The 22,466-nt window shown below is 71.2% G+C and carries 22 protein-coding genes; 13 read left to right on the top strand and 9 right to left on the bottom strand.

The annotated features are described in order from the left end of the window. Positions 1-332: 332 nt before the first annotated feature. From RIU97_RS23375 to RIU97_RS23365, 3 genes are all read left to right on the top strand, one after another. Positions 333-488: a hypothetical protein gene (locus RIU97_RS23375; RefSeq protein WP_404959537.1), complete on the top strand. Its 156-nt coding sequence runs from the start codon at positions 333-335 to the stop codon at positions 486-488. Between the two features lie 89 nt (positions 489-577). Further along, positions 578-1,789: a JmjC domain-containing protein gene (locus RIU97_RS23370; protein ID WP_404959536.1), complete on the top strand. Its 1,212-nt coding sequence runs from the start codon at positions 578-580 to the stop codon at positions 1,787-1,789. Then, entirely contained in the window at positions 1,723-2,568 is an 846-nt protein-coding gene (locus tag RIU97_RS23365; RefSeq protein ID WP_404959535.1) for an aldo/keto reductase, read from the top strand. Before RIU97_RS23370 ends, RIU97_RS23365 begins: the two co-directional genes overlap by 67 nt. Here the strand turns inward: RIU97_RS23365 and RIU97_RS23360 are convergent. Then, the gene (locus RIU97_RS23360) at positions 2,525-3,415 is read right to left on the bottom strand and encodes a hypothetical protein (protein ID WP_404959534.1); all 891 of its coding nucleotides are present in this window, start codon (positions 3,413-3,415) and stop codon (positions 2,525-2,527) included. The genes RIU97_RS23365 and RIU97_RS23360 overlap by 44 nt on opposite strands. A gap of 170 nt (positions 3,416-3,585) precedes the next feature. On the opposite strand from RIU97_RS23360, the gene RIU97_RS23355 reads away from it, so the two are divergent. After that, positions 3,586-3,903: a hypothetical protein gene (locus RIU97_RS23355; RefSeq protein ID WP_404959533.1), complete on the top strand. Its 318-nt coding sequence runs from the start codon at positions 3,586-3,588 to the stop codon at positions 3,901-3,903. Between the two features lie 456 nt (positions 3,904-4,359). Here RIU97_RS23355 and RIU97_RS23350 read toward each other — a convergent pair whose 3' ends face one another. Continuing rightward, positions 4,360-4,557 (bottom strand): hypothetical protein, encoded by a 198-nt coding sequence (locus tag RIU97_RS23350; protein WP_404959532.1) that lies wholly within the window; start codon positions 4,555-4,557, stop codon positions 4,360-4,362. Positions 4,558-5,092: 535 nt separating this feature from the next. Between RIU97_RS23350 and RIU97_RS23345 the strand changes: the two genes are divergently transcribed. Further along, entirely contained in the window at positions 5,093-6,355 is a 1,263-nt protein-coding gene (locus tag RIU97_RS23345) for an MFS transporter (protein ID WP_404959531.1), read from the top strand. On the opposite strand, the gene RIU97_RS23340 is transcribed toward RIU97_RS23345, so the two are convergent. Continuing rightward, positions 6,318-7,544, bottom strand: a complete 1,227-nt coding sequence (locus RIU97_RS23340) for an amidohydrolase family protein (protein ID WP_404959530.1) — start codon at positions 7,542-7,544, stop codon at positions 6,318-6,320. The two genes, RIU97_RS23345 and RIU97_RS23340, sit on opposite strands and share 38 nt — an antisense overlap. 132 nt (positions 7,545-7,676) lie before the next feature. Here RIU97_RS23340 and RIU97_RS23335 point away from each other — a divergent pair, with 132 nt between their 5' ends. From RIU97_RS23335 to RIU97_RS23320, 4 genes are all read left to right on the top strand, one after another. Further along, entirely contained in the window at positions 7,677-10,778 is a 3,102-nt protein-coding gene (locus tag RIU97_RS23335) for a BTAD domain-containing putative transcriptional regulator (protein ID WP_404959529.1), read from the top strand. A 171-nt stretch (positions 10,779-10,949) separates the two neighbouring features. After that, positions 10,950-11,162 (top strand): hypothetical protein, encoded by a 213-nt coding sequence (locus RIU97_RS23330; protein WP_404959528.1) that lies wholly within the window; start codon positions 10,950-10,952, stop codon positions 11,160-11,162. A gap of 165 nt (positions 11,163-11,327) precedes the next feature. Next, a complete protein-coding gene (locus tag RIU97_RS23325; RefSeq protein ID WP_404959527.1) occupies positions 11,328-12,053 on the top strand; it encodes a methyltransferase domain-containing protein in 726 nt (241 codons plus the stop codon). 96 nt (positions 12,054-12,149) lie between these two features. Further along, positions 12,150-12,989, top strand: a complete 840-nt coding sequence (locus tag RIU97_RS23320) for a hypothetical protein (protein WP_404959526.1) — start codon at positions 12,150-12,152, stop codon at positions 12,987-12,989. 8 nt (positions 12,990-12,997) lie between these two features. On the opposite strand, the gene RIU97_RS23315 is transcribed toward RIU97_RS23320, so the two are convergent. The 4 genes from RIU97_RS23315 to RIU97_RS23300 all read right to left on the bottom strand — a co-directional run bounded on the left by RIU97_RS23315 (position 12,998) and on the right by RIU97_RS23300 (position 18,104). After that, the gene (locus tag RIU97_RS23315) at positions 12,998-13,663 is read right to left on the bottom strand and encodes an ABC transporter ATP-binding protein (RefSeq protein WP_404959525.1); all 666 of its coding nucleotides are present in this window, start codon (positions 13,661-13,663) and stop codon (positions 12,998-13,000) included. Positions 13,664-13,701: 38 nt separating this feature from the next. Further along, positions 13,702-15,609, bottom strand: coding sequence for a hypothetical protein (locus RIU97_RS23310; RefSeq protein ID WP_404959524.1), 1,908 nt, complete (start codon positions 15,607-15,609; stop codon positions 13,702-13,704). A 331-nt stretch (positions 15,610-15,940) separates the two neighbouring features. Beyond that, positions 15,941-16,225 (bottom strand): lactococcin 972 family bacteriocin, encoded by a 285-nt coding sequence (locus RIU97_RS23305; protein ID WP_404959523.1) that lies wholly within the window; start codon positions 16,223-16,225, stop codon positions 15,941-15,943. A gap of 232 nt (positions 16,226-16,457) precedes the next feature. Then, positions 16,458-18,104 (bottom strand): FadD3 family acyl-CoA ligase, encoded by a 1,647-nt coding sequence (locus RIU97_RS23300; RefSeq protein WP_404959522.1) that lies wholly within the window; start codon positions 18,102-18,104, stop codon positions 16,458-16,460. Between the two features lie 94 nt (positions 18,105-18,198). Between RIU97_RS23300 and RIU97_RS23295 the strand changes: the two genes are divergently transcribed. The 3 genes from RIU97_RS23295 to RIU97_RS23285 all read left to right on the top strand — a co-directional run bounded on the left by RIU97_RS23295 (position 18,199) and on the right by RIU97_RS23285 (position 20,630). Next, entirely contained in the window at positions 18,199-19,350 is a 1,152-nt protein-coding gene (locus RIU97_RS23295; RefSeq protein WP_404959521.1) for a lipid-transfer protein, read from the top strand. A gap of 81 nt (positions 19,351-19,431) precedes the next feature. Next, the gene (locus tag RIU97_RS23290; RefSeq protein ID WP_404962909.1) at positions 19,432-19,857 is read left to right on the top strand and encodes a Zn-ribbon domain-containing OB-fold protein; all 426 of its coding nucleotides are present in this window, start codon (positions 19,432-19,434) and stop codon (positions 19,855-19,857) included. Continuing rightward, a complete protein-coding gene (locus RIU97_RS23285) occupies positions 19,854-20,630 on the top strand; it encodes an enoyl-CoA hydratase/isomerase family protein (protein ID WP_404959520.1) in 777 nt (258 codons plus the stop codon). The genes RIU97_RS23290 and RIU97_RS23285 overlap by 4 nt, the downstream gene beginning before the upstream one ends. Positions 20,631-20,665: 35 nt before the next feature. Here the strand turns inward: RIU97_RS23285 and RIU97_RS23280 are convergent, their stop codons facing one another. Beyond that, positions 20,666-21,157: a hypothetical protein gene (locus RIU97_RS23280; protein WP_404959519.1), complete on the bottom strand. Its 492-nt coding sequence runs from the start codon at positions 21,155-21,157 to the stop codon at positions 20,666-20,668. A gap of 179 nt (positions 21,158-21,336) precedes the next feature. On the opposite strand from RIU97_RS23280, the gene RIU97_RS23275 reads away from it, so the two are divergent. Further along, on the top strand, positions 21,337-21,861 hold the full coding sequence (locus RIU97_RS23275; RefSeq protein WP_404959518.1) for a hypothetical protein: 525 nt from the start codon (positions 21,337-21,339) through the stop codon (positions 21,859-21,861). A 104-nt stretch (positions 21,862-21,965) separates the two neighbouring features. Here RIU97_RS23275 and RIU97_RS23270 read toward each other — a convergent pair whose 3' ends face one another. Continuing rightward, positions 21,966-22,463: a peptidylprolyl isomerase gene (locus RIU97_RS23270; protein ID WP_404959517.1), complete on the bottom strand. Its 498-nt coding sequence runs from the start codon at positions 22,461-22,463 to the stop codon at positions 21,966-21,968. Positions 22,464-22,466 lie beyond the last annotated feature (3 nt).

Raw genomic sequence — 22,466 nt, 5'->3', positions numbered from 1 at the left:
GGGGCCGCGTAGTGACTCCTTTCCGACGGCGAAGGCCCCTAGAGCGGGATTCCCGAGTACGTGGTCGACCGCCGTGGGGCTGGCGCCAGCAGCTCGCCGTGCTCCTCTACGCCGCTGTCGTCATCGTCCTGCTGGTCACCCTGGCCATCGCTGCTGATCCCGCCCGCTGACCGGCAACCGGCTTCCGACACGAATCCCGCTTCGCTCGATCCGTGGCCTCGTGCCACCCCCGTCTCCTCACCGGCCCGGAAACAAGAGGGCTGGTGAGGCACGCCCCATCAGGGCTGGGCCAGCATCCGTTGGCCCTGCAATTCCAGGAAACGGAGACACACATGGCAGCGCAGAAGGAAGACCTTCTGATCGGCGTCGAGAGCCTGATCAAGGTCCAGAACCGCTTCACCGTCGAGGCGTCGGAATCCGACCCCACCGGCACCTCTGCGGGCGACGACGGCGAGAACCGCGACGGCCTGAAGCTCCCACAGGAGTAGCCACACCAGCTCGCCACAGCACCAACCGGGGGCTCGGCATCCACGGCGGGCCCCCGGCCCTCACACCAGGACGTAGACCGGAGGAACACGTGGACCACCACTTCGTCACCGCGATGGAAAAGGCCCTCAGCTGGGACGGCCCCGGTGAGCTCGGAGCCGCTTTCGCCCGGGGAACGATCGAGGATCTCGGTCTACTCGATCGTCTGCTCAACCCCATGAAGCTGCTGGACCTGGTGATGCGCCGCAGCGTCACCACGCCCCAGTTCCGCATCTTCCAGGCCGGGGCCGAACTGCACCCCGGCCGATACGTCCACTCCTCCGTCACCCGGCGGGGACAGGCCATCCCCATGGCCGACATGCACCGCGTCGGCGCGCTGATGCGCGAGGGCTGCACCATGGTCCTGGACGAGGTCGACTTCTTCGACCCGGCCATGGAGGCCACCTGCCGCGCGCTCCAGTGGTGGGCACGCGAGCTGGTACAGGTGAATGCCTACCTGACCACCCAGGATGCCAGCGGCTTCAAGCTCCACTGGGACGACCATGACGTCGTGATCGTCCAGCTCGCCGGCCGCAAGAGCTGGGACGTCCGCGGCGCCTCACGCAAGGCGCCGATGTACCGGGACTCCGCCCCCAACTCCGAGCCCAGCGAGGAAATCGTGTGGCAGGGCGTCATGGAACCCGGCGACGTCATGCACATCCCGCGCGGCTTCTGGCACCAGGCCACTCGCGACGACCAGGGCGAGGGCTACAGCCTGCACGCCACCTTCGGCATCGTGAAGCGCGTCGGAGTGAACTGGCTGGCCTGGCTCGCCGACCGAGCCCGCACGCAGGAGCTGTTCCGGTACGACCTGGACCGTTGGGCCTCGCCCGGCCAGTGGGACGGGCAGCAGCGGCTCCTGGCCGACGCCGTCGCAGAGATGGCTATGAAGCTGACCCCGCAGGACTTCCTCGAGGCCCGCGAACGGGAACGCCTGGCTGCCCGACACGTCCCGGCCACCGGCCTGTTCGGCAAGCCCGCGGCCGTCGTGTGCGTCACCGACTTCGAGCCCGTGATCGAGGAGCACGGCGACATCGTGGATGTCCTCGCAGCGGGCAAGAAGCTCACGTTCACCGGCAAGGCGTACCCCGCTCTCGCCCTGCTGTTGAGCGGCCACCCCGTCGACATCGCTGACGTCGCCCAGAAGACCGGCGTGGACGTGGAACAGCTCACCGAGATCCTGCTGAAGGAGGAACTGTGCACGGAGCTGACCCCCGCCTTGTCCTCGGCCTACACCGGTCTCGTCACCACCGCGACATCCTGACGGCCGCGCTCGATCTTGGCGTCACCGCCCTGGACACCGCGGCTCCCTACCTCGGCTTCCGCTCGCACGCGGTACTTGCCGAGACGGCAGCCGATCTGCTGCCGAAGTTCACCCTCTCCACGAAGGTTGGCTTCTTCCAGAGCGCCGGAGGTACCGAGCACTCCCTCGATCCGGGCCGGCTGCGTCTGGCCGTCGAGAAGGCCACCCGGGAGCTCGGCGGAGAACCTGACACCGTGCTCCTCCACAACCCCGAACGGAGTCTCACGGGCCTGTCCCCGGCTGATAGCCGAGCTCTCCTGGGCAGCGCCTGCACCGCCCTTGCCGACGCCGCCCGCGACGGCCTGTGCCGGGCCTGGGGAGTGGCCTCCTGGGACCCCCGGCCGCTCGGCATGGTCCGGGTGGACGACCTGCCATCTCCGGATGTCTTGATGGTCCGAGCCGGGTTCCTCGTAGGGATCGACCTCCTCGATGCCACGGCCGTCCTACGCGACGTCTGGAGGATGGGCGAGACCTGGGGCATGAGCCCCTTCGGTGGCGGCCGCGGGAAGGTGTGGGAGGGGTTCGACCCTCGACCGTTCCTGCGACCCCATCACGGGGACCTGTCTCGCGTACAGGCGGCGTTCCGGACCGCGTTCCACCTGCCCAGTGCCACTGCGGTGGCGGTCGGCACCGACAACTCCGGCCACCTGGCTGAGCTGGTCCAGACCCTGAGCGCCGGGGTGGACACTGCCGCTGTCAGCGAGTACCTCCGCGCCCTCCACTCACACCGTCAGAGCTGATCTCAGCCACCAGCCGCTCGGCCTCCTTTCGCGCCGGCGCCAGCAGCGGATCCTCCTCATAAGCGTGGGGTCCGACGATCTTCGCCAGGAAGAACAGCGACATCAGCTTGCCGTCCCGGCTCTCCAAGTCCGCACGCCGCTCCTGCTGGACGCGGGCCGCGAGTGCCGGAACGGCAAGCGCATTGCCCCACAGCGTTGCAGCGTCCAGGCCCCGGGGCGCCATGCCCCAGTCCTCCCAATCGATGATGAAGAACTCCGGTCCCATCACGTTGGCCCAGGTCAGATCCGCATGAGCCGGCACCCACCGCTCGATCCGGGTATCGGTGACGCCAGGGAAGACCTCCCCGAGGGTCCGGCTCACCTGCTCCTGCGTGATCGTCATCGTGTCCGGCGTCGCAATCCGCGGCGTCCGCTGTGCGGCAAGCGCGTCCAGCGAAGCATTCAGCGCCTTCCACCACGCATGCGGCAGGGCCGGTTCTTCGAGCACCAGGGCGCCCTTGGCGATGGACGGCGACGCAATGAGCTCCAGCTCATCCGCGCGCCACATCGCCGGCTCGCCCGGCTCCCGCCACGCCACACCCTGGTACCACTCGGGCATCGCGACCCCTTGCAGCACGGCGGCGGCCTCTGTCCCGTTCCAGCCCTGCGGGCCGATCCGCTCGAATCCCCGCCGCTCGATACGCACCCACGTTCCCCGCTCCGTACGGCCGCCCAAGGAACGGCGCTTGCGTACCAGCTCCTGCCGATCCAGTTGCACATGCAGGGCCTCTTCCACGCGCTTCAGCACGTCTTCCACCGGCTGACGGCGCAGATCCACACGGGCAGCGCCAGGCAGGGAAGCAGTCATCACGACCTCCTCGGAGAACGGAAGACCGTAGCAGCAGAGGCGCCCAGACACGACCTGACCCGGCGATCAGTCGTCCTCATCGATCACCGTCTGGCCACCGCAGCGGCAGGAGGGCTAGGACGCTGCGCTGGAAGGAATCCCGGGGCCACCCTTTGGTGACAGCAAGGGCAGTGCGTCACCGTCAGAGGATCGATCCGCACGGGCCCGAAATCGACCTGCCGAGCTTCGATCTCACGCCGATCCTTCTCGGCAGCGAATTCACCAACGGCTCGATGGAACCTGGCGTACAGCGCCTGCCGGTCACGGCGCCTCTGTTGTTCCAGGCCAACTCTCCACCAGGCAACCTCCGAGGGGTCGAAAGAAGTACCGCAGTGCTTGTTGACCAGGGAGACGATCTGCACAAGCAGATCGGTTTTCAAAACCTCTTCACTGCAGCCTTCAAGAAAGACCCTGAGGACATCCTCGGGCGTGGGCGGCCGATACTCTGATGCCTCAATAAGGAATCTCGCGGCCGGGACAGCCCGCCAAATGCGCCACTTGATCCACCCCTGCGCAGGAGTCGGGGTCAGACACGCACCCGCACGACGTCTACCGCCCTGGAAGTAGCTGATGTCAACGTCCCGCATTCGTTCGGCAACCCGTTGAATGTTCCGGACATCACCTTGACTGACGTACTGCCGCCCATACACTTCCTGGGCGATCTTTTCCCATCCGACATGCACCGGATAGGGCTCAACAGTATTCGCCTGTTCGAGTGCGCTTCTAATGGCGCTCTGAATTGGGGTGCGGCGGCGCATGCTTATGCAGACTAGCGGAAGCGAGTGACATCGATCAGATCGACACGCCTCGGTCAAGTACCAAGAAGACGGCAAAGATTCGACCCCCTCATATGCGACGACAATCGCCGTGGGCCCATGTTCAGGAGTCAACCTCAACCCGGACCGTCAGCGACGCCCCGCGCGCAGGCGCTGCCGCGCCGCGATGCCGAGCGTGATCCCCCAGAGGAGGAAGAGGGTGTACCAGAAGAGCCCCCAGGCGGCTTGGGGATGGGCGTCCTTGGCGGCGAAGGCCGGGGCGGAGACCACCCGGCCGGTGGCGAGCAGGTACTGCATCGCGAAGTACGTGAAGCCCCACAGGGTCATTCCGATCGCGGCGAGCCCCCGCCGGTACGGCGGTCAGGGCGGCCGGGATGCGCCGGCCCCACGAGCCGACCAGGGCGAGGGAGAGGACCGCGCCGAAGACCGCGACCGCACCCATCACCCAATAGCCGATCGCAGCCTCCGCATTGTCCCTCGGGGCAGAGGCGAAGTCGCCGGGGAACATGGCCGCCACCCCGGCGCCCCACCAGAAGGGCGGGGCCGCGTATCCGAGGGCGGCGACGGCGGCCGTGTAGCCGGGCCAGGTGCGCCGCCGGGCGAGCGGCGAGGTCTTCGTCGCGGTGGCGCCAGAGCTGGTGGTCACGGTCTCCATGAGGTCCCCCGGAGTGCTCGGTTCGGTGGGGCGGTCCAGGCTTTCCCCGCCTGACCCCAGCCTCTCCGAACGGGCACCCTCCGCGGATCGCGCGGCGGCACGACCCCGCCCTCCCCCGTGCGGGGGAGAGCCACTCCCCGGACGAGGTACGGGAAATAGGGCGGTTGCCCGATCCCGGCGCCCCCTCCTCAGACGCACGCTGGTCCGATGAGCGGTGGGGGAACGGGGCGGGTGCTGCGGGACCGCAATGCGGGGCTGTATCTCGCCGGGGTGGTGGTCTCCGGGTTCGGCACGACCTCGATGTGGCTGGTGGCCGGGATCTGGGTGAAGAAGCTGACCGGGTCGGACGCCCTCGCGGCGCTGACGGTGTTCGCCCTGTGGGCGCCCGTGCTGGCCGGGCCGGTGCTGGGGGCGCTCGCCGACCGGCTGCCGCGGCGGCCGGTGCTGGTCGGCGCCGGCCTCGTGATGGCCGCGGTGCTGCCCGTACTGCTCCTGCTCGATTCGGCGGACCGGGTGTGGCTGCTGTTCGCCGTCCTGCTGGTGTACGGGGTCTGCGGCACCCTCCACGAGGCGGCGGAGGCGGCGCTGGTGCCGCAGGCCCTCGACGGCCGGCTGCTCGGGGACTTCAACGGGCTGCGGATGACGGCGAACGAGGGCGTGAAGCTGCTCGCGCCGCTGCTTGGCGCGGGCCTGTTCGTCCGCTACGGCGGGGCGTCGGTGGCGCTGCTCGACGCGGTGACGTTCGCACTGGCGGCGGGGATCTTCGCCCTGCTGCGGGTCCGCGAGGAGAAGCCGGAGCGGATCACGGAACCCCGCGGTTCCGCGCGGCTGCTGGAGGGCGGGCGGCAGCTGTGGGGCTCACGCGCGCTGCGGCCCCTGGTGCTGGCCGGCGCCGCGGTGATGTTCCTGGCGGGTCTGAACGGCGCGGTGGTCTACGCGGTCGCCGGCGGCGTGCTGGGGCACGCGCCCACCTACGTGGGGGTGCTGTACGCGGTGCAGGGCGCCGGTTCCGTCCTGAGCGGCCTCGCGGCGGGCACGCTCCTGCAGCGGCTGCCGGAGCGGGTGTTCACGGCCGCGGGAGCGGCCGTGTTCGCGCTGGGCGTCGGGGCCAGGGCGCTGCCGTACGACGCGGCGGCCCTGGCGGGCAGTGCGGCGATCGGCGCGGGGCTGCCGTGCGTGCTGGTCGCCGCGCTGACCGCGGTGCAGCGCGAGGTCCCGAACGGCGTCCTGGGCCGCGCCGCCGCCACGGCCAACACCCTGGTCTTCGTACCGAACGCGCTGGCCCTTGCGCTGGGGGCCGGACTGGTGGCCCTCGTGGACGTACGGGTGCTGCTGCCGGTGCTCACGGCGGCGGGCCTGGCCGTGGCGCTGCTGCTCGTGACCGCGCGGCCGGGAGGGGGGACGGGGCCGCGCGGCCGGCCAGTCGTAGCGGTTACGCCCCCGGTCCCGCCCACAGGCCGTCGGCCGTGAGCCCCAGCAGGTCGATCGCGTTGCCGCGGACGATGCGGTCCACCACGTCCGGTGCCAAGTGGCCCATCTGCGCCTCGCCGACCTCGCGGGACTTGGGCCAGGTCGAGTCGGAATGGGGGTAGTCCGTCTCGTAGAGGACGTTCCCGACGCCGATCGAGTCGAGGTTCTTCAGGCCGAAGGCGTCGTCGAAGAAGCAGCCGAAGACGTGCTCCGCGAAGAGCTCCGACGGCGGGCGCAGCACCTTGTCCGCGACTCCGCCCCAGCCCCGGTTCTCCTCCCAGACCACGTTCGCCCGCTCGAGGATGTACGGGATCCAGCCGATCTGGCCCTCCGCGTACATGATCTTCAGGTTGGGGAAGCGCTCGAACTTGCCACTCATCAGCCAGTCGACCATCGAGAAGCAGCAGTTGGCGAAGGTGATGGTGGAGCCGACCGCCGGCGGGGCGTCCGCGGACGTGGACGGCATGCGGGAGGAGGAGCCGATGTGCATGGCGATGACCGTGCCGGTCTCGTTGCACGCCTCCAGGAAGGGGTCCCAGTCGTCCGTGTGGACGGACGGGAGGCCCAGGTGCGGGGGTATCTCCGAGAAGGCGACCGCGCGCACGCCGCGCGCCGCGTTGCGGCGGACCTCCGCGGCGGCCAGGCGGGCGTCCCAGAGCGGGATCAGGGTGAGGGGGATGAGGCGGCCGCGCGCGTCGGGGCCGCACCACTCCTCGACCATCCAGTCGTTGTAGGCCCGTACGCCGAGCAGTCCCAGCTCACGGTCCTTGGCCTCGGTGAACGTCTGGCCGCAGAAGCGGGGGAAGGTCGGGAAGCACAGGGCGGACTGGACGTGGTTGACGTCCATGTCGGCGAGGCGGTCGGGAACCGAGAAGGACCCCGGGCGCATCTGCTCGTAGGTGATGACTTCCAGTTTGATCTCGTCGCGGTCGTACCCGACGGCCGTGTCGAGGCGGGTGAGCGGCCGGTGCAGGTCCTCGTACACCCACCAGTCGCCGATCGGGCCGTCGTCGCCCTTGGCTCCCATGACGGGGGCGAACTTGCCGCCGAGGAAGGTCATTTCCTTCAAGGGGGCGCGGACGACGCGGGGGCCGGTGTCCTGGTACTTGGACGGGAGCCGGTCCCGCCAGACGTGGGGGGGCTCAACCGTGTGGTCGTCCACCGAGATGATCTTCGGGAAGGTCTCCATGGCTCATACGGTAGCGCTGATCTGACGAACCGTCAGCTAGTTGGTCCGTGATCGGCCATGGACGGGCTGACGTGTACGCGCAAGACAGGGCAGACTGACCCTTACACCGAACGGAAGGCAGGGGGACGACAGATGGACGGCGTACCGGCCATCCCGCACCCGCGGAAGCATCCCGAGGGAGCCCGGCCCACCAGCACGTCCAAACACCCGGCCCCGAGCCCGACCCCGGGCTCCGCCCCGGCGGCCACCTCCGCCCCGATCACCTCGGCCTCCGCCTCCATCACCTCGGCCGCCACCTCCGCCACGGCCGCCACCCACGCCGCCCCGGCCGAGTCCCGCTTCGCCGTCCTCGGCCCCGTCCGCGCCTGGCGCGGCGCCGAGCCCCTGCCCTCCGGCACTCCCCAGCAGCGCGCCCTGCTCGCCGTCCTGCTGCTGCGCGACGGCCGCACCGCCACCGCGCCCGAGCTCATCGACGCCATCTGGGGAGAGGACCCGCCGCCGCAGGCCCTCGCCACCATCCGCACGTACGCCTCCCGCCTGCGCAAGGTCGTCGCCCCCGGGCTCCTCGTCACCGAGTCCGGCGGGTACGCCATCCGGCTGCGCTCCGCCGCCACCCTCGACCTCGGCGTCGCCCGCAGCCTCGCCGCCGACGCCGACGCCGCCCGGGCCGCCGGCGACCGCTCCCTCGCCCGTACGCTCCTCGCCCGCGCCCTCGACCTCTGGGAGGGCGAGCCCCTCGCCGGGGTCCCCGGCCCGCACGCCGAGACCGAGCGCACCCGGCTCGCCGAATGGCGCCTCCAGCTGCTGGAGACCCGCCTCGACCTCGACCTGGAGGTCGGCCACCACGCCGAGGCCGTCTCCGAGCTCACCGCCCTCACGGCCGCCCACCCGCTGCAGGAACGCCTGCGCGAGCTGCTGATGCTCGCCCTCTACCGCAGCGGCCGGCAGGCCGAGGCCCTCGCCGTCTACGCCGACACCCGCCGCCTCCTCGCCGATGAACTCGGCGTCGACCCGCGCCCCGAACTGGCCGCGCTCCAGCAGCGCATCCTGAACGCCGATGCCGATCTCGCCCGCGCGGAAGACCCGGCCCCGGCCGCCGCGACCGTCCACGTGAGGCCCGCCCAATTGCCCGCGACCGTGCCCGACTTCACCGGCCGATCCAGCTTCGTCAACGAGCTCGGCGCCATCCTGTCCGGCGGCGCCCAGGACCAGGTCATGGCCGTCTCCGCGCTCGCCGGCATCGGCGGCGTCGGCAAGACCACCCTCGCCGTGCACGTCGCCCACGCCGCCCGCCCGCACTTCCCCGATGGACAGCTCTACGTCGACCTCCAGGGCACCGAGGCCCGCCCCGCGGAACCGGAGGCCGTCCTCGGCTCCTTCCTGCGCGCCCTCGGCACTCCCGACACCGCCATCCCCGACTCCCCCGCCGACCGGGCCGCGCTCTACCGCTCCACCCTCGACGGCCGCCGCGTCCTGGTCCTGCTCGACAACGCCCGCGACGCCGCCCAGGTCCGCCCGCTGCTGCCCGGCACCGCCGGCTGCGCCGCCCTCGTCACCAGCCGGGTCCGCATGGCGGGCCTCGCCGGGGCCCATCTCGTCGATCTGGACGTGATGAGCCCCGAGGAGGCCCTCCAGCTCTTCACCCGGATCGTCGGCGAGGAGCGCGTGCGCGCCGAACGCCAGGCCGCCCTCGACGTCGTCGGCGCCTGCGGCTTCCTGCCGCTCGCCATCCGCATCGCCGCCTCCCGGCTCGCCGCCCGCCGCACCTGGACCGTCTCCGTCCTCGCCGCCAAGCTGGGCGACGAGCGGCGCCGCCTCGACGAGCTCCAGGCCGGCGACCTCGCCGTCAAAGCCACCTTCGAGCTCGGCTACGGCCAGCTGGAACCCGCCCAGCAGCGCGCCTTCCGCCTCCTCGGCCTCGCCGACGGCCCCGACATCTCCCTCTCGGCGGCCGCCGCCGTCCTCGACCTGCCCGAGTACGACACCGAGGACCTCCTCGAAGCCTTAGTCGACTGCTCCCTGCTCGAATCCGCCGCCCCCGGCCGCTACCGCTTCCACGACCTCGTACGCCTCTACGCGCGTGCCTGCGCCGAGCGCGACGAGCAGCCCCCTGGCGGGCGCGAGGCCGCCCTGGACCGGCTGCTGGACTTCTACCTGGCCACCGCCTCCGGGGTGTACGCACTGGAACGCCCCGGCGACCGGCTGCCGGCCCACCTCTCCGACTCCCACTACCCCGGGCTGGTCTTCGCCGAGCCGCGCGCCGCCCTGGACTGGCTGTACGCCGAGGCCGACCCACTGCTGGCGTGCGTACGGCAGGCCGCCGTGCGGGGCGGCGAGACGCTGGTCCTGCGCCGGGCCGTGGACCTGCTGTGGGCGGCCAAGGACCTCGCCGAGTCCGGGGCCAACTCCAAGCAGTACGAGTCGGCCGCCGTCGCCCTCCGCGACGCCGCCCAGGCCGCCAAGGACCCGTACGCCGAGGGCCGCGCCCGCACCACCCTCACCAACGTCCACCTGGTCGCGGGCCGGTTCACCGCGGCCGACGACGAGGCCCGCCAGGCCACCGCGCTCGCCCGCGAGGCCGGCGACCCGCTGCCCAGCTGCTGGGCGCCCAACGACCGCGGGATCATCGCCCTCTACGAGGGGCGGCACGCGGACGGCGAGCGATACCTGCTGGAGGCCATCGAGAACTTCCGAGCCGACGCCAACAACGTCGGCGAGGCCAGCGCCCTGTGCAACCTGTCCCGCATCCACGTGGAGCTGGGCCGCCTCTCCAGCGCCATAGACCTCGCCCAGCAGGGCATCGCCATCTACGACCGGATGGGCCTGACCCTGCGCCTGGCCAACGGCCGCTACGCACTGGGCATCGCGCTCACCCAGGCGGGCCGCCTCGGCGAGGCCCTCGCCCAGCTCACCGAGGCGCTGTCCCTCTTCCACGAGAACCGGCAGCCGCTGTGGGAGGGCGTGACCCACTTCCGGCTCGCCGTGGCCCACCTGGCGGCGCGCCGGCCCACCCTGGCCGCCTCGCACGCCGAGCAGGCGATCGCGCTGCGCGGCATCGGCGGGGAGTGGCGCCGGGCGACCGTGCTGACGGTGCTGGGCAAGGCGCTGCGGCGGCTGGGGCAGACGGACCGGGCGCGGGCGTGCTGGCGGGACGCGGAGGCCGTCTTCCGGCAGCTGGGGTCCACCGAACTGGGCGAGGTGCAGGCCCTGCTAGCCTCGGAGATCGCGGCCTGACCTGCGACGATCCCCGTTGAACGAGGCGTTCATCGTTCGTTTATCGCCGCTCGGCACGATAGGTGCATCGACCCGGCGCGTCGGGGGGCACCCGGGTCGGTAGGAGGACTACCCGCTCGGCGGTCATCGGGGGAATCGCCGAGCGGGCCTACCCATCCACCAGGAGAACCGATGACGACGAACGAGAACATCCTGCCGGCCGACGGTGACAGCAAGTCGCTCGACGACCACGCCCCGGGCGTCGACGTCGAGACCCTGGACAACCACGCCTCGGGCATCGAGATCAAGCCGCTCGACCCGACTCCGGTTCCCACTCCGAGCCCGGCGACGCCGGCCGAGGAGATCCAGACGCTGGACAACCACGCGTCCGGTCCGCGCCCGTAACACGCACACGGCACCACGCACACGGCACGACGCAAGAACGCAAGACGTACGGGGGATTCAACGGGGGAACGGCGGTCGCGGTGGCCCGGAGGGGGAGCCACCGCGACCGCCGCACGTCTGCGTCCGGTCCGTACCGGGCTCCGGATCGCGGCATAGGCTGGGGGTGTGTTCTCCTCCCACGGACCGAGCGTCCGCGAACTCGCCGTGCAGGGCCTCTCCTCGATCGAGCGCGGCTACGACCTGCTCGCGCCGAAGTTCGACCGGACGCCCTTCCGCACCCCTGACCGCATGCTCGACGCCGTGGAGGAGACCCTCGCGCAGCGGGAGGGCACCTTCGGCGCCGGGCTCGACGTCTGCTGCGGCACCGGCGCCGCGATCGGGATGCTGCGGAGGCTGTGCCGGGGGCGGGTAACCGGTGTGGACCTCAGCGCGGGCATGCTGGCCGAGGCCGGACGGGCCCACCCGGACGAGCGCGTGGACTTCGTACGGGCCGACGCGCGGGCGCTGCCGCCCGCGCTCGGGGACGCGTACGACCTGGCGGTCAGCTTCGGCGCCTTCGGCCACTTCCTCCCGGCCGAGCGGCCCGCCCTCTTCTCCGGGGTGCACCGCGCGCTGCGCGCCGGCGGGGTGTTCGCCTTCCCGATCGGCGCCCCGATCCCGCCGAGCTCCCCGGTGTGGTGGGCGGCGGCGGGCTTCGACGCGGCGATGCGGGTGCGCAACGCGGTGTGGCGGCCGTCCTTCGTCATGTACTACCGCACCTTCCCGCTCAGCGGGGTCCGCCGCGACCTGGAGGCGGCCGGCTTCACCGTGGAGACCGTGCCGCTGGATCACTTCGGGCGGCAGGCCGGGGGCGCTCCCCGCTGGCGGCTGGTGCTGGCCCGGCGTACCTAGCGGAATCACTGCGTCACCACCGGTGCACGGGACACAATCGATGAGGGTTCGTCAGGCAGCGCGCTTCCGCACCACCCTCACCCTTTGGAGCAGCCGGTGTCGTCGCAGGAAATGCCCATAACGATCACCCCTCAGCAGGCCGCCCACGGTGTGATCCTCCCCGTTCTGCTGGCGAACGGCCCGGCCCGGCTGCGCATCCCGGCCTGCCGGAACGGCGATCTCGTCCGGGCTCGCGTCGGGGACCAGGAGTTACTGCTGCGCATCCGCGTCTCAGGGGCCGCAGCGGGAACCGGAGCCGGAGTGGGAGCCGCATTCGCGACCGGCGCCGCCAGCGCGACCGGCGGCGCGACCGGCGGCGCGGGTGCGGGCGCGGGCGTGCCGCGGTCCGGCCCGTCCTCCACGGCGAACGGCCGCGGGTGCATCGCCGCGTTCCTCGTCGCCGCCGTGGTGGTCGCCGTCTTCATCGCGGTGAACAGCGGGGACGACGGCGACGGCAAGAACTCCGCCTCCCCGACCCCGACCTACTCGACCGGCGCGTTGTCGCCCCCCTCCGCCACGCCGTGGACGGCCGAACCCACCACCGCCCCGAACCCCGTGCCCACCCGGTACAGCCCGGAACCCGCCCCGGAACCGACCCCGGAACCGACTCCGGAGCCGACTCCGGAGCCGAGCCCGTTCGACCGGGGCACCTGCCTCAACGGGCAGCTGCCGGACTCGACGACGCCGCAGAGCGTCAGCGGCGTGGACGAGGTCTCCTGCTCGGCGTCCGACGCCCACTACAAGGTGATCGAGAGCATCCCCGGCACCTCGGACATGGACCGCTGCAACTCCAACCCCAAGACGCAGTACGCGTTCTCGTACCGCTACACGCGCGGCGCCACCGTCCTCAACCAGTACGTGTACTGCCTGGTCGGCCTCGGCTCGTACGCCCGCTGAGCGGTGGCCTACTTCGCCTGCGCGCTCCGGAGGGAAACGGGCTGGTTGACGGCGAACGTGCTGTCGCACCGGTCGCGGACGTAGTCGTTGTGGGTGGCGATGACGACGGCGCATCCAGCGGCGCTCATCTCGCGGAGGATGTCGACGACCATGGTGGTGTTCTCCTGGTCGAGAGCCCCGGTCGGCTCGTCCGCGAGGACCAGGGCCGGCTGCTTGACGATGAGCCGGGCCAGGGCGACACGTTGTTGCTCCCCACCGCTGAGGTGGTGGATCTTCTCCTTCTGGCGCCCGGCGAGGCCGACGCGCTCAAGGGCTTCGGCTGTGGTGACGCGCCGTTCCTGCGGGAGCGTGCGCTGTGGCCTCACGGCGATCTCCAGGTTGGCCGCGACCGTGGCGTTCTCGATCAGGGCGTAGTTCTGGAAGAGGTAGCCGAGGACGTTCCGGCGGAACGCGCGGATCCCCCGCCGGTTGAACTTGGTGATGTCCTCGCCGTCGTGACGGATCGCTCCCGCGCTCGGCTTGTCGAGGAGGCCGAGGCAGTTGAGGAGGGTGGACTTGCCCGATCCGCTGGGGCCCACGAGTGCGAGCATGTCGCCGCGGTCGATGGTCAAGGTCACGTCGGTCCACAGGGGCCGGGTGCCGAACGACTTCGCCAGGTGGTCGATCTCAATCATGGTGGTGCTCCTGCTGAAGGCTGCGGTCGAGGCGGGGCTCACGATTCCGTCGCCCCTTCCTTGGCGATGCGGCTGTGGAAGAAGGCCAGGGCGACGAGTACGGCGACGACCTCGGTGACGATCAGCCCGGCGGTGAGGGCGATGTCGAGTGTGGTGACGGTGACCGGCGGACGGGGGGCGGGTACGCCCATGGCCGTGAACTGCTCGAGTTCCTGGTTCTGCTGCCACACGTTGAACGGGACCCAGGCGGTGAGGAGTACGACGAGCACGCCCTCCACGGCGAGTGCGGAGCGGTGGGTGGCGGCGAACGTCCAGCCGCTGATGTGCTTGACGAAGATGGCCTGGGCGTTTTTGCGCGAGTAGACGATACAGACGCCGACGCCGGTGATGAGGAGCACTGCCACGGCCACGATGAGGTTGAAGAGCTGCAGCCGGAGATTGATCTCGGCGTCCCGCATCTGCAGGGCGGCGTTCTGTCCGATCGGGCGCAGGGCGGTGACGTAGGTCTGCAGCTTGTTCGCCGCGATGCCGGCCAGGATGTCGTCCGGGTCGGTGAAGACCACTCCGCCCTGGGTGGCGAACGCCGTGTAGGCGTTGTCGGTGAGGAAGGTGGACCCGTTGGGTACGACGACGAGGACGGGGTCGCGTACGAAGGAGCGGTCCTGGTCGGCGGTGTGGGCGCCGCTGAAGGTCTGGTCACCGAGGCTGTAGGCGAAGACGGACTGACCGCTCTTGGCCCGGAGCGTCTCCACCGCGTCCGGCCGGATGAGCTTCGGGTCGGTCGGGCTGAGAATCCCGGGGATCCTGGCGGCGATGGTCGTCGCGTGCGCGCCGAGGGACTCGGGGACGATGAGGCGCACCTTGCGGGCGTCCGGGGCCGTACCGCCCTGAGCCGCCGGGGTGTGGCGCTGTCCTGCGGGGTCCAGGAACGGCTGCTTGGCGAGGAAGGTCTCGTTGACGATGAGCATCTCGCCCTGGGGCAGGTGCGCGGTCGGGGCGATTCCCTGGAGATCCCGGCGCCCGGCGATGATGGTCTTCCCCTCGGCGTCGGATCGGCGCAGCCACTGGCCCACCGGCGCTTCCATCCGGGGCGATTCGCTTCCGAGGCTCCCGTTGAGACGGATGGCCGTGGCGTCGCGGGCCGCGGCGTAGGCGATGCGGCTGTCCTGGCGGGCCGCTACGTCCTGGCTGGCCAGGACGACGTCGGTGGCGATGGCCAGGGCCAGGAGGAGTGCGGGGATGCGTACCAGGTAGGCGCTGGCCGAGGCCGCCCGGGCCGGGAGTTCGCCCTTGAGGGCGTGCAGCACGTCGGTCCGGAACGTCAGGGCGAGGGCGGCCGTGTGGGTGGCCAGCATCAGCAGGACGATCACACCGGTGAGGACGGCGGCCACCGACGCGAACAGGCCGAGCCATGCCAGGCCGTTGTAGAGGCCGAGGAAGGCGAGCGCGGCAGCGGCCACCCCTCCTGCCGCCGCTGCCCAGAACACCGCCAGCTGGCGCAGATCACGCGCGAGGATGTCGGTGAAGGATTTGCCCTGGAGCCGCAAGACCCCGTACGCCTTGGCGTTGAGCAAGACGCCGGCGCCGGTCATCGTCATGGCGGCGAGGGCGACCACGAGGGCGGACCAGTACAGGGCGGTGTCCGTGTAGTAGGGCGCCAGTGCGCTGAAGGAGAGCGGGTGATCGGCGCTGGCGCTCAGGCCGAGGCCGGAGAATTCGGCCACCAGCGCGTTGGCGTCCTCGGGGGTGCCGAAGATGTAGTAGATGCCTCTGGGGTCCCGTTGCCCGACGTCTGCGATCGGGTGGACATCCGTACGGTAGTCCCGTCCGAACGCCGGGTAGCCTTCGCCCGGCCATGACGCGGCATCGGATCCCGGCCTGCCCGGGGCGAGATAGAGGTGCCGGCGCCTGTCGGGATCCTGCAGGTCCGGCACTTCCCGTGCCACCGTGACGCCCCGTCTTGCGGCGAACGCGGACACCGCATCGGCGACTTGAGCGCCGCTTGCCGAGTCTTCGGACTCGGACACCCACACGAGCGCCGAGTGACCCAGTACCCAGTCCTCGTCCAGTCCTCGCACGAACAGGAACGCTACGACCGCCGAAAAGGCCAACACGGCGGCATGGACGAACTTGATACCTCGGTGCAGCATCTATTACCTAGGTCAGGGCACTCAGGGAGCACATCTCGGCACGGCGCGGAACGGGCCGCGGGGAGACTCTCGCCTCCCCACGGCCCGGATCAGCTACGGGGAACCCGGAGCTGCGACTCGCCCTGGATCAGCAGGAGGAACGGTAGTACGACTTGTTGCCCGAGCGGGCCTTGGCGACCGAGGCCAGGGCCCACGTCCCCTTGTCGGCGTTGCCGCTCGAGGCGAAGTAGGCGCCCTGCACCGAAGACCCGTGGCACTTGTCGGGGTGGTAGTAGTTCGAGTACGCCTTGCCGTCGGAAACGCCGTAGTTCCAGATGCCACCCGAGACGTTGTCGGCCATCGCCGGAGTGGCGACTGCCGCCACGAGGACGCCGGCGGCGAGGGCGGTCTTGATACCACGCTTGATCTGCACGAGGGATCTCTTTCAGCTAAACGATCTTGTCCTCGTAAGAGTGCCATCAAGCCATGTCCACGATTACCAATCAGTACGATCATGGCTTGATTCATTCGAAATATTTCCAATAATCGCTGTTTAATGCCTAGTTACGCTGGGTAGCTTGGCCTGTTCCGCCTGGCGCGCGCCGCGGCGTTGGAGAAGATCCGGCCAGCGGCGCGCACGCCTGCCATGACCGGAAGGCACCGGTCTAGCGGGCGCGCAGCTCGCGCTTGAGGACCTTGCCGCTCGCGTTGCGCGGCAGCTCGGAGACGAACTCCACCGCGCGCGGCACCTTGTAGTTGGCCATCTCCCGCCGGGACCAGGCGATCAGGTCGTCGGCGGTGAGCGTGGAGCCGGGGCGGCGGACCGCGTACGCCTTGCCGACCTCGCCGAGGCGGGGATCGGGGACGCCCACGACCGCGACGTCCGCGATGTCCGGGTGCAGGCCGAGGAGTTGCTCGATCTCGGCGGGGTAGGCGTTGAAGCCGCCGACGATGAACATGTCCTTGATCCGGTCGGTGATGCGCAGGTTGCCCTGCGCGTCCTTGAACCCGACGTCTCCGGTGTGCAGCCAGCCGTCCCGGGTGATCGCCCTGGCGGTCTCGTCGGGGTCCTCGAAGTAGCCCTGCATGACGTGGTAGCCGCGGACCACGATCTCGCCGGCCTCGCCCGTCGGCCGCGGCGTCCCGTCCGCGCCGACGATCACCACCTCGGTGTCCGGGATGGCCCGCCCCGAGGTCTCGGAGATGATCTCCGCGGGGTCGCCCCGCCGGCACATGGTGACGATGCCGCTGGCCTCGGAGAGCCCGTACGCGGTGAGGACGGTGGCGATGTGCAGCTCGCCGCGCAGCCGCTCGACGAGCCGCAGCGGGACCACGGCCGCACCGGTGACGACCAGGCGCAGGGCGGACAGGTCGTGGTGGTCGCGCTGGGGGTGGTCGAGGAGGGACTGGTGGAGGGTGGGCGGCCCGGGGAGGACGGAGATCCGCTCGGCGGCGACGTTGGCGAGGACGGTGTCCACGTTGAAGACGGGCTGCGGGACCATCGTGGCCCCGCGCATCAGGCAGGCGATGATCCCGGCCTTGTAGCCGAAGGTGTGGAAGAAGGGGTTCACGATCAGGTAGCGGTCGCCCTCGCGGAGTCCGGCGAGCTCGCACCACACGTCGTAGCACCGCAGGGACTGGGCGTGGGTGATGACGGCGCCCTTGGGGCTGCCGGTGGTGCCGGAGGTGAAGATGATGTCGGAGGGGGCGTCGGAGGGGATGGACGCGGCGCGTTCGCGCACGGCTTCGGCCGGTACGCGGTCCCCGCCCGCCAGGAAGTCCTTCCAGGTGCGGAAGGACTCGGGTGCGTCCTCGGCGAGGACGACGACCTGCTCCAGGTGCGGGAGCCCGCGCAGCGGCCCGGCGCCGGGGCCCTCGCCCGCGGCCCGGCGCAGGGAGGCGACGTAGGAGGTGCCGAGGAAGGTGCCGGTCACGAAGAGCAGCCGGGCGCGGCTGCGCTGGAGGACGTACGCCGCTTCCGCGCCCTTGAAACGGGTGTTGAGGGGGACGAGCACCGCGCCCGCCGAAACGGCGCCGAGCGCGGAGACGATCCACTCCAGGGTGTTGGGGGCCCAGACGGCGACCCGGTCGCCGGGCTCGACGCCGGCGGCCATGCAGGCGGCCGCGGCGCGCTCGACGCGTTCGCCGAGCTGCGCGTAGCTGATGCGGACGCGGCCGTCGACGACGGCCTCCTGGTCGGCGTACCGTACGGCTGCCGCCCGGACGAGCCCCGCGATGCTGCCCCAGCGCAGGTCTGCGCGTACGTGGTCGCTCACGTCGTCGCGTACGGCCCCGCGTGCGTCGTCGCCCATGCGTGTCATCCTCCCGCGAACCCAGTAGCTGACTATCCGTCAGATTAGCTGTAGCCTTCGCGGCTGTCAGTACTGGCGCACCCCGGAGGTGGCGATGGCGGCAACGCTCAAGGACGCTACGGCGATAGTGGGCATCGGGCAGACCGCCTTTGCCAAACGACTGCCGCAGTCCGAAAAGGAGTTGGCCTGCCGGGCGATCCTGGCCGCCCTCGCCGACGCCGGCATCGAGCCCTCCGAGGTCGACGCCTTCTCCTCCTACACCATGGAGGAGACCGACGAGGTCGAGGTCGCCAAGGCCATCGGCGCCGGCGACGTCACTTTCTTCTCCAAGATCGGCTACGGCGGCGGCGGTTCCTGCGCCACCGTCGGCCACCTGGCCTCGGCGATAGCCACCGGCCAGGCCACCGTCGGCGTCGCCTGGCGCTCCCGCAAACGCGGCTCCGGCCCGCGCCCCTGGAAGAACACCGCCGTCCAGCTGCCCACCCCCGGCCAGTGGACCCGCCCCTTCGGGCTGCTGCGCCCCGCCGACGAGATCGGCATGCTGGCCCGTCGCTACATGCACGAGTACGGCGCCACCCGCGACCACCTCTTCAACGTGGCCATGGCCTGCCGCAACCGGGCCAACGCCAACCCGGCCGCGATGATGTACGAGCGCCCGCTGACCCGCGAGATGTACATGACCTCCCGCTTGATCAGCGACCCGCTCTGCCTCTTCGACAACTGTCTGGAGACCGACGGGGCGCTGGCCTGCGTGATCGTCTCCGCCGAGCGGGCCCGGGACTGCCGCCAGAAGCCCGTCTACGTGCACTCCGTCGCCCAGGGCCTGCCCTCCCAGCACCACGGGATGGTCAACTACTGGAACGACGACCCGCTCTCCGGGCCCGCCTGGACCGCCGCCCGCCACCTGTGGAAACAGGCCGACTTCGGGCCGCAGGACGTGGACGTCGCGCAGATCTACGACGCCTTCACCCCGCTGATCCCGCTCTCGCTGGAGGGCTACGGCTTCTGCGGGCGCGGCGAGGGCGCCGCCTTCACCGAGGGCGGAGCCCTGGAGATGGGCGGCCGGCTCCCGATCAACACCGGGGGCGGCGGCCTGTCCGAGGCGTACGTCCACGGCTTCAACCTGATCAACGAGGGCGTCAAGCAGCTGCGCGGCATCTCCACCGCCCAGGTGCCGGACGCCGCGACCTGCCTGGTGACGGCGGGCGAGGGAGTCCCGACGTCCGCGATCCTGCTGAGGAGCTGACCGATGACCACCACGTCCGACGCGTCCGCCGCACCCGCCGCTTCCGCCGCACCCGCCGCACCCGCCGCTTCCGCGGACGGACTGCTCCTGCCGGTCCCCGACGAGGACGGCACCCCCTTCTGGGAGTACGCCGCACGGGGAGAGCTCCGCATCCAGGCCTGCGCCGCCTGCGGCCGGCTGCGCTTCCCGCCCCGCCCCTGCTGCCCGCACTGCAGATCCTTCGACAGCAAGTGGCGCCTCATGAGCGGCCGCGGCCGCATCTGGTCCTACGTCCGGCCGCACCCGCCGCTGCTGCCCGCCTACGCCGCGCAGGCCCCGTACAACGTGGTCCTCGTGGAGCTCGCCGACGCCCCGCACATCCGGCTCGCCGGGAACCTGGTGACCTCGGCCGACGCCCGGCTGGACTCGATGGACCCGGCCCGGCTGCGGATCGGCGCGCGGGTCCAGGTGGCCTTCACCGAGATCGGCGGGATGGCCGTGCCGCGCTGGCTCCTGGAGAAATCGTGAGCGTACGGGTGGAGCGGGACAAGGCGACCGGGGTCGCGGTCGTCACCCTGGACCGGGAGCGCAGGCACAATGCGATCGACCTGGCGACGGCGGACGAACTGAGCACGGTGTGGCGGGAGTTCCGGTTCGCGGAAGACGTGCGGGCGGTGGTGCTCACGGGCGCCGGGACGGCCGCCTTCTGCACCGGCATCGACCGCGGTGTCGACGTGCCGCAGCCCGGATCCCCGTACTCGGCCGACGATCCGCTCATCGCGATCGGCCCCAAGGCGGGCGACCTGTGGAAGCCGGTCGTCGCCGCCGTCAACGGCATGGCCTGCGGCGGGGCCTTCTACCTGCTGGGCGAGGCGGAGTTCCTGATCGCCTCCGAGACGGCGACCTTCTTCGACCCGCACACGGCGTACGGGATGGTCAGCGCCTACGAGGCCGTCTACATGGCGCAGCGCATGCCCTTCGGCGAAGCCGCCCGGATGTCCCTCATGGGCACGGCCGAACGGCTCTCCGCGCGCCGGGCCCACGAGATCGGGCTCGTCTCGGAGCTGACCGCGCCCGACGGGCTGCTCCCCGCGGCCCTGCGGGCGGCGGAGACCCTGGCCGGCTTCCCGACGGAGGCCGTACAGGGCACCGTACGCGCCCTGTGGTCGGCGAAGCAGGCCGCGCTCCAGCAGGCCCTGGCCCAGGCCCCGGCGCTGATCGCGCTGGGGAACCTGGCGCCGGAGCGGCAGGCGGAACTGTTCGCGGGGCGGCGCGGGGCGCCGGAGCCGCGGGTGCGGTGAGGCCGGGCGGGCCGCGCGGGCGGGCCGCCTGTGGCCTACGCCCGCTCCACCGTGCCCACCAGGCAGTTCTTCACCTCTGCGGCCTTGCCCGGGGCCGTCATCGGGACCACGACCGTCCGGCTCTCGCGCGCCTTGAGCGTGACTTTCAGGGAGCCGGCGTCGAGGGCCGCACCGTTCGCACCGCTGAAGGTCACCGGCACCCGCACGGTGCGCTCGGCGTCCACGGTGGAGGTGACCTGGACGGTGGCCCCCTTCTTGTCCGCGCCGACGCAAGCGACGAGCACGGCCCGCGCGGGCGGCGACGTCGGGCTCGCCGAGGGCGTCGGGCTGCTGCTGCTCCCGTTGCCGTGACTCTTCTTCTTCTTGCTCTTGGAGCTGGAGCAACCGCCCCCGCTGCTGCCACTACTGCTCTTGCTCTTGCCGCTGCTCCCGCTGCTGCTGCTTCCGCCGTGCGACGAGAAGCCGGTCAGCGCGAAGACGACGGCCACGAGCACTGCGGTGAACCTGATACGACGCCCAGCCACCATGGCTCGAACCCCTCCCTGGACAACGGCGGGCCACGCTATCAGTGCGCCGCCGCGCCGGTAACGGGCCGGTAAGAGATCGACTCCTCGCCGGGCCGGACTCCGTCCGGCCGCCCCCGCATGCGCGGCGCAGACGCCGGGCGTAGCGTCGGGATCAAGACCCCCAGCGCGAAGGGCCGGGCATGATCCGCAACGTACTCGGCTCGCTGATGGGTCTGATCGGAGCGGCGGCCGCCGTCTGGAGCCCCTTCCGTGCCTGGTACGACGGCCGTCACGGACGCGACTACCGCGTCCAGGAGCTCTTCACCGCCGCCGGGATCACCGATCACAGGGCCGCCCTGTTGGGCTCGCTCCTGCTCCCCTTCGTCTTCGCGGCCGCCCTCACGCTGGCCGCGGTCGTGCTGCGCTCGCGGCTGCTGATGGCACTGGCCGGGATCATCGTCCTCGGCTTCGCCGTCCTCTGGATGGTCCGCCAGGGGCAGGCCGCCGGGAGCCTCTCGGTGGGCGGCGACGACCAGGGCCTCGGTGACGGCCTCGCCAACGCCTTCGGCGCCGGCGCGCTGATCCTCCTGGGCGCCGCCGTCATGCGCGGCCGCCCCACCCGCCGCGCCCGGCCCCTCCCCCCGACGACCACCGCCCCGGAGCCGTACCAGGTCCCCCCGGCGAACGAGCCGTGGCCACCGGCCCCGCCCCGGGACCACACGTAGCGCAGACGACGGACCTCACCGCAGCGGCACGAACGGCGTGGAAATGGCGGCGGCCCCGGCCCCCGGGTGGGGGCGGGGCCGACCGGCCGGGCAGGCGGGTGGGATCAGACGGTTTCGACGACGCCGGAGGCCGCGATCTCGACCTTGCCCTTGGGGGCGCCGGACTGGGTGCCCAGGGCCTCGATCTGGTCCACGAGCTCCTTGCCCTCGACGACCTCGCCGAAGACGACGTGCTTGCCGTCGAGCCACGAGGTGACGACGGTGGTGATGAAGAACTGCGAGCCGTTGGTGTTGCGGCCGGCGTTCGCCATCGACAGCAGGTACGGGCGGTCGTGCTTCAGCTGGAAGTTCTCGTCCTCGAACTTCTCGCCGTAGATGGACTTGCCGCCGGTGCCGTTGTGGTTGGTGAAGTCACCGCCCTGCAGCATGAACTGGGGGATGACGCGGTGGAAGCCCGAGCCGGCGTAGCCGTAGCCGTTCTGGCCGGTGGCCAGCTCACGGAAGTTGCGCGCCGTCTTCGGGACGACCTCGTCGAAGAGGCTGAAGACGATGCGGCCGGCGGGGGCGCCGTTGATGGTGATGTCGAAGTAGACGTTGCTCATGGG

Source organism: Streptomyces sp. 147326, assembly GCF_045000215.1.
Lineage (GTDB): Bacteria > Actinomycetota > Actinomycetes > Streptomycetales > Streptomycetaceae > Streptomyces.
Note: the sequence above shows the minus strand (reverse complement) of the source record. Positions and strands in the feature narration are given on the sequence as shown.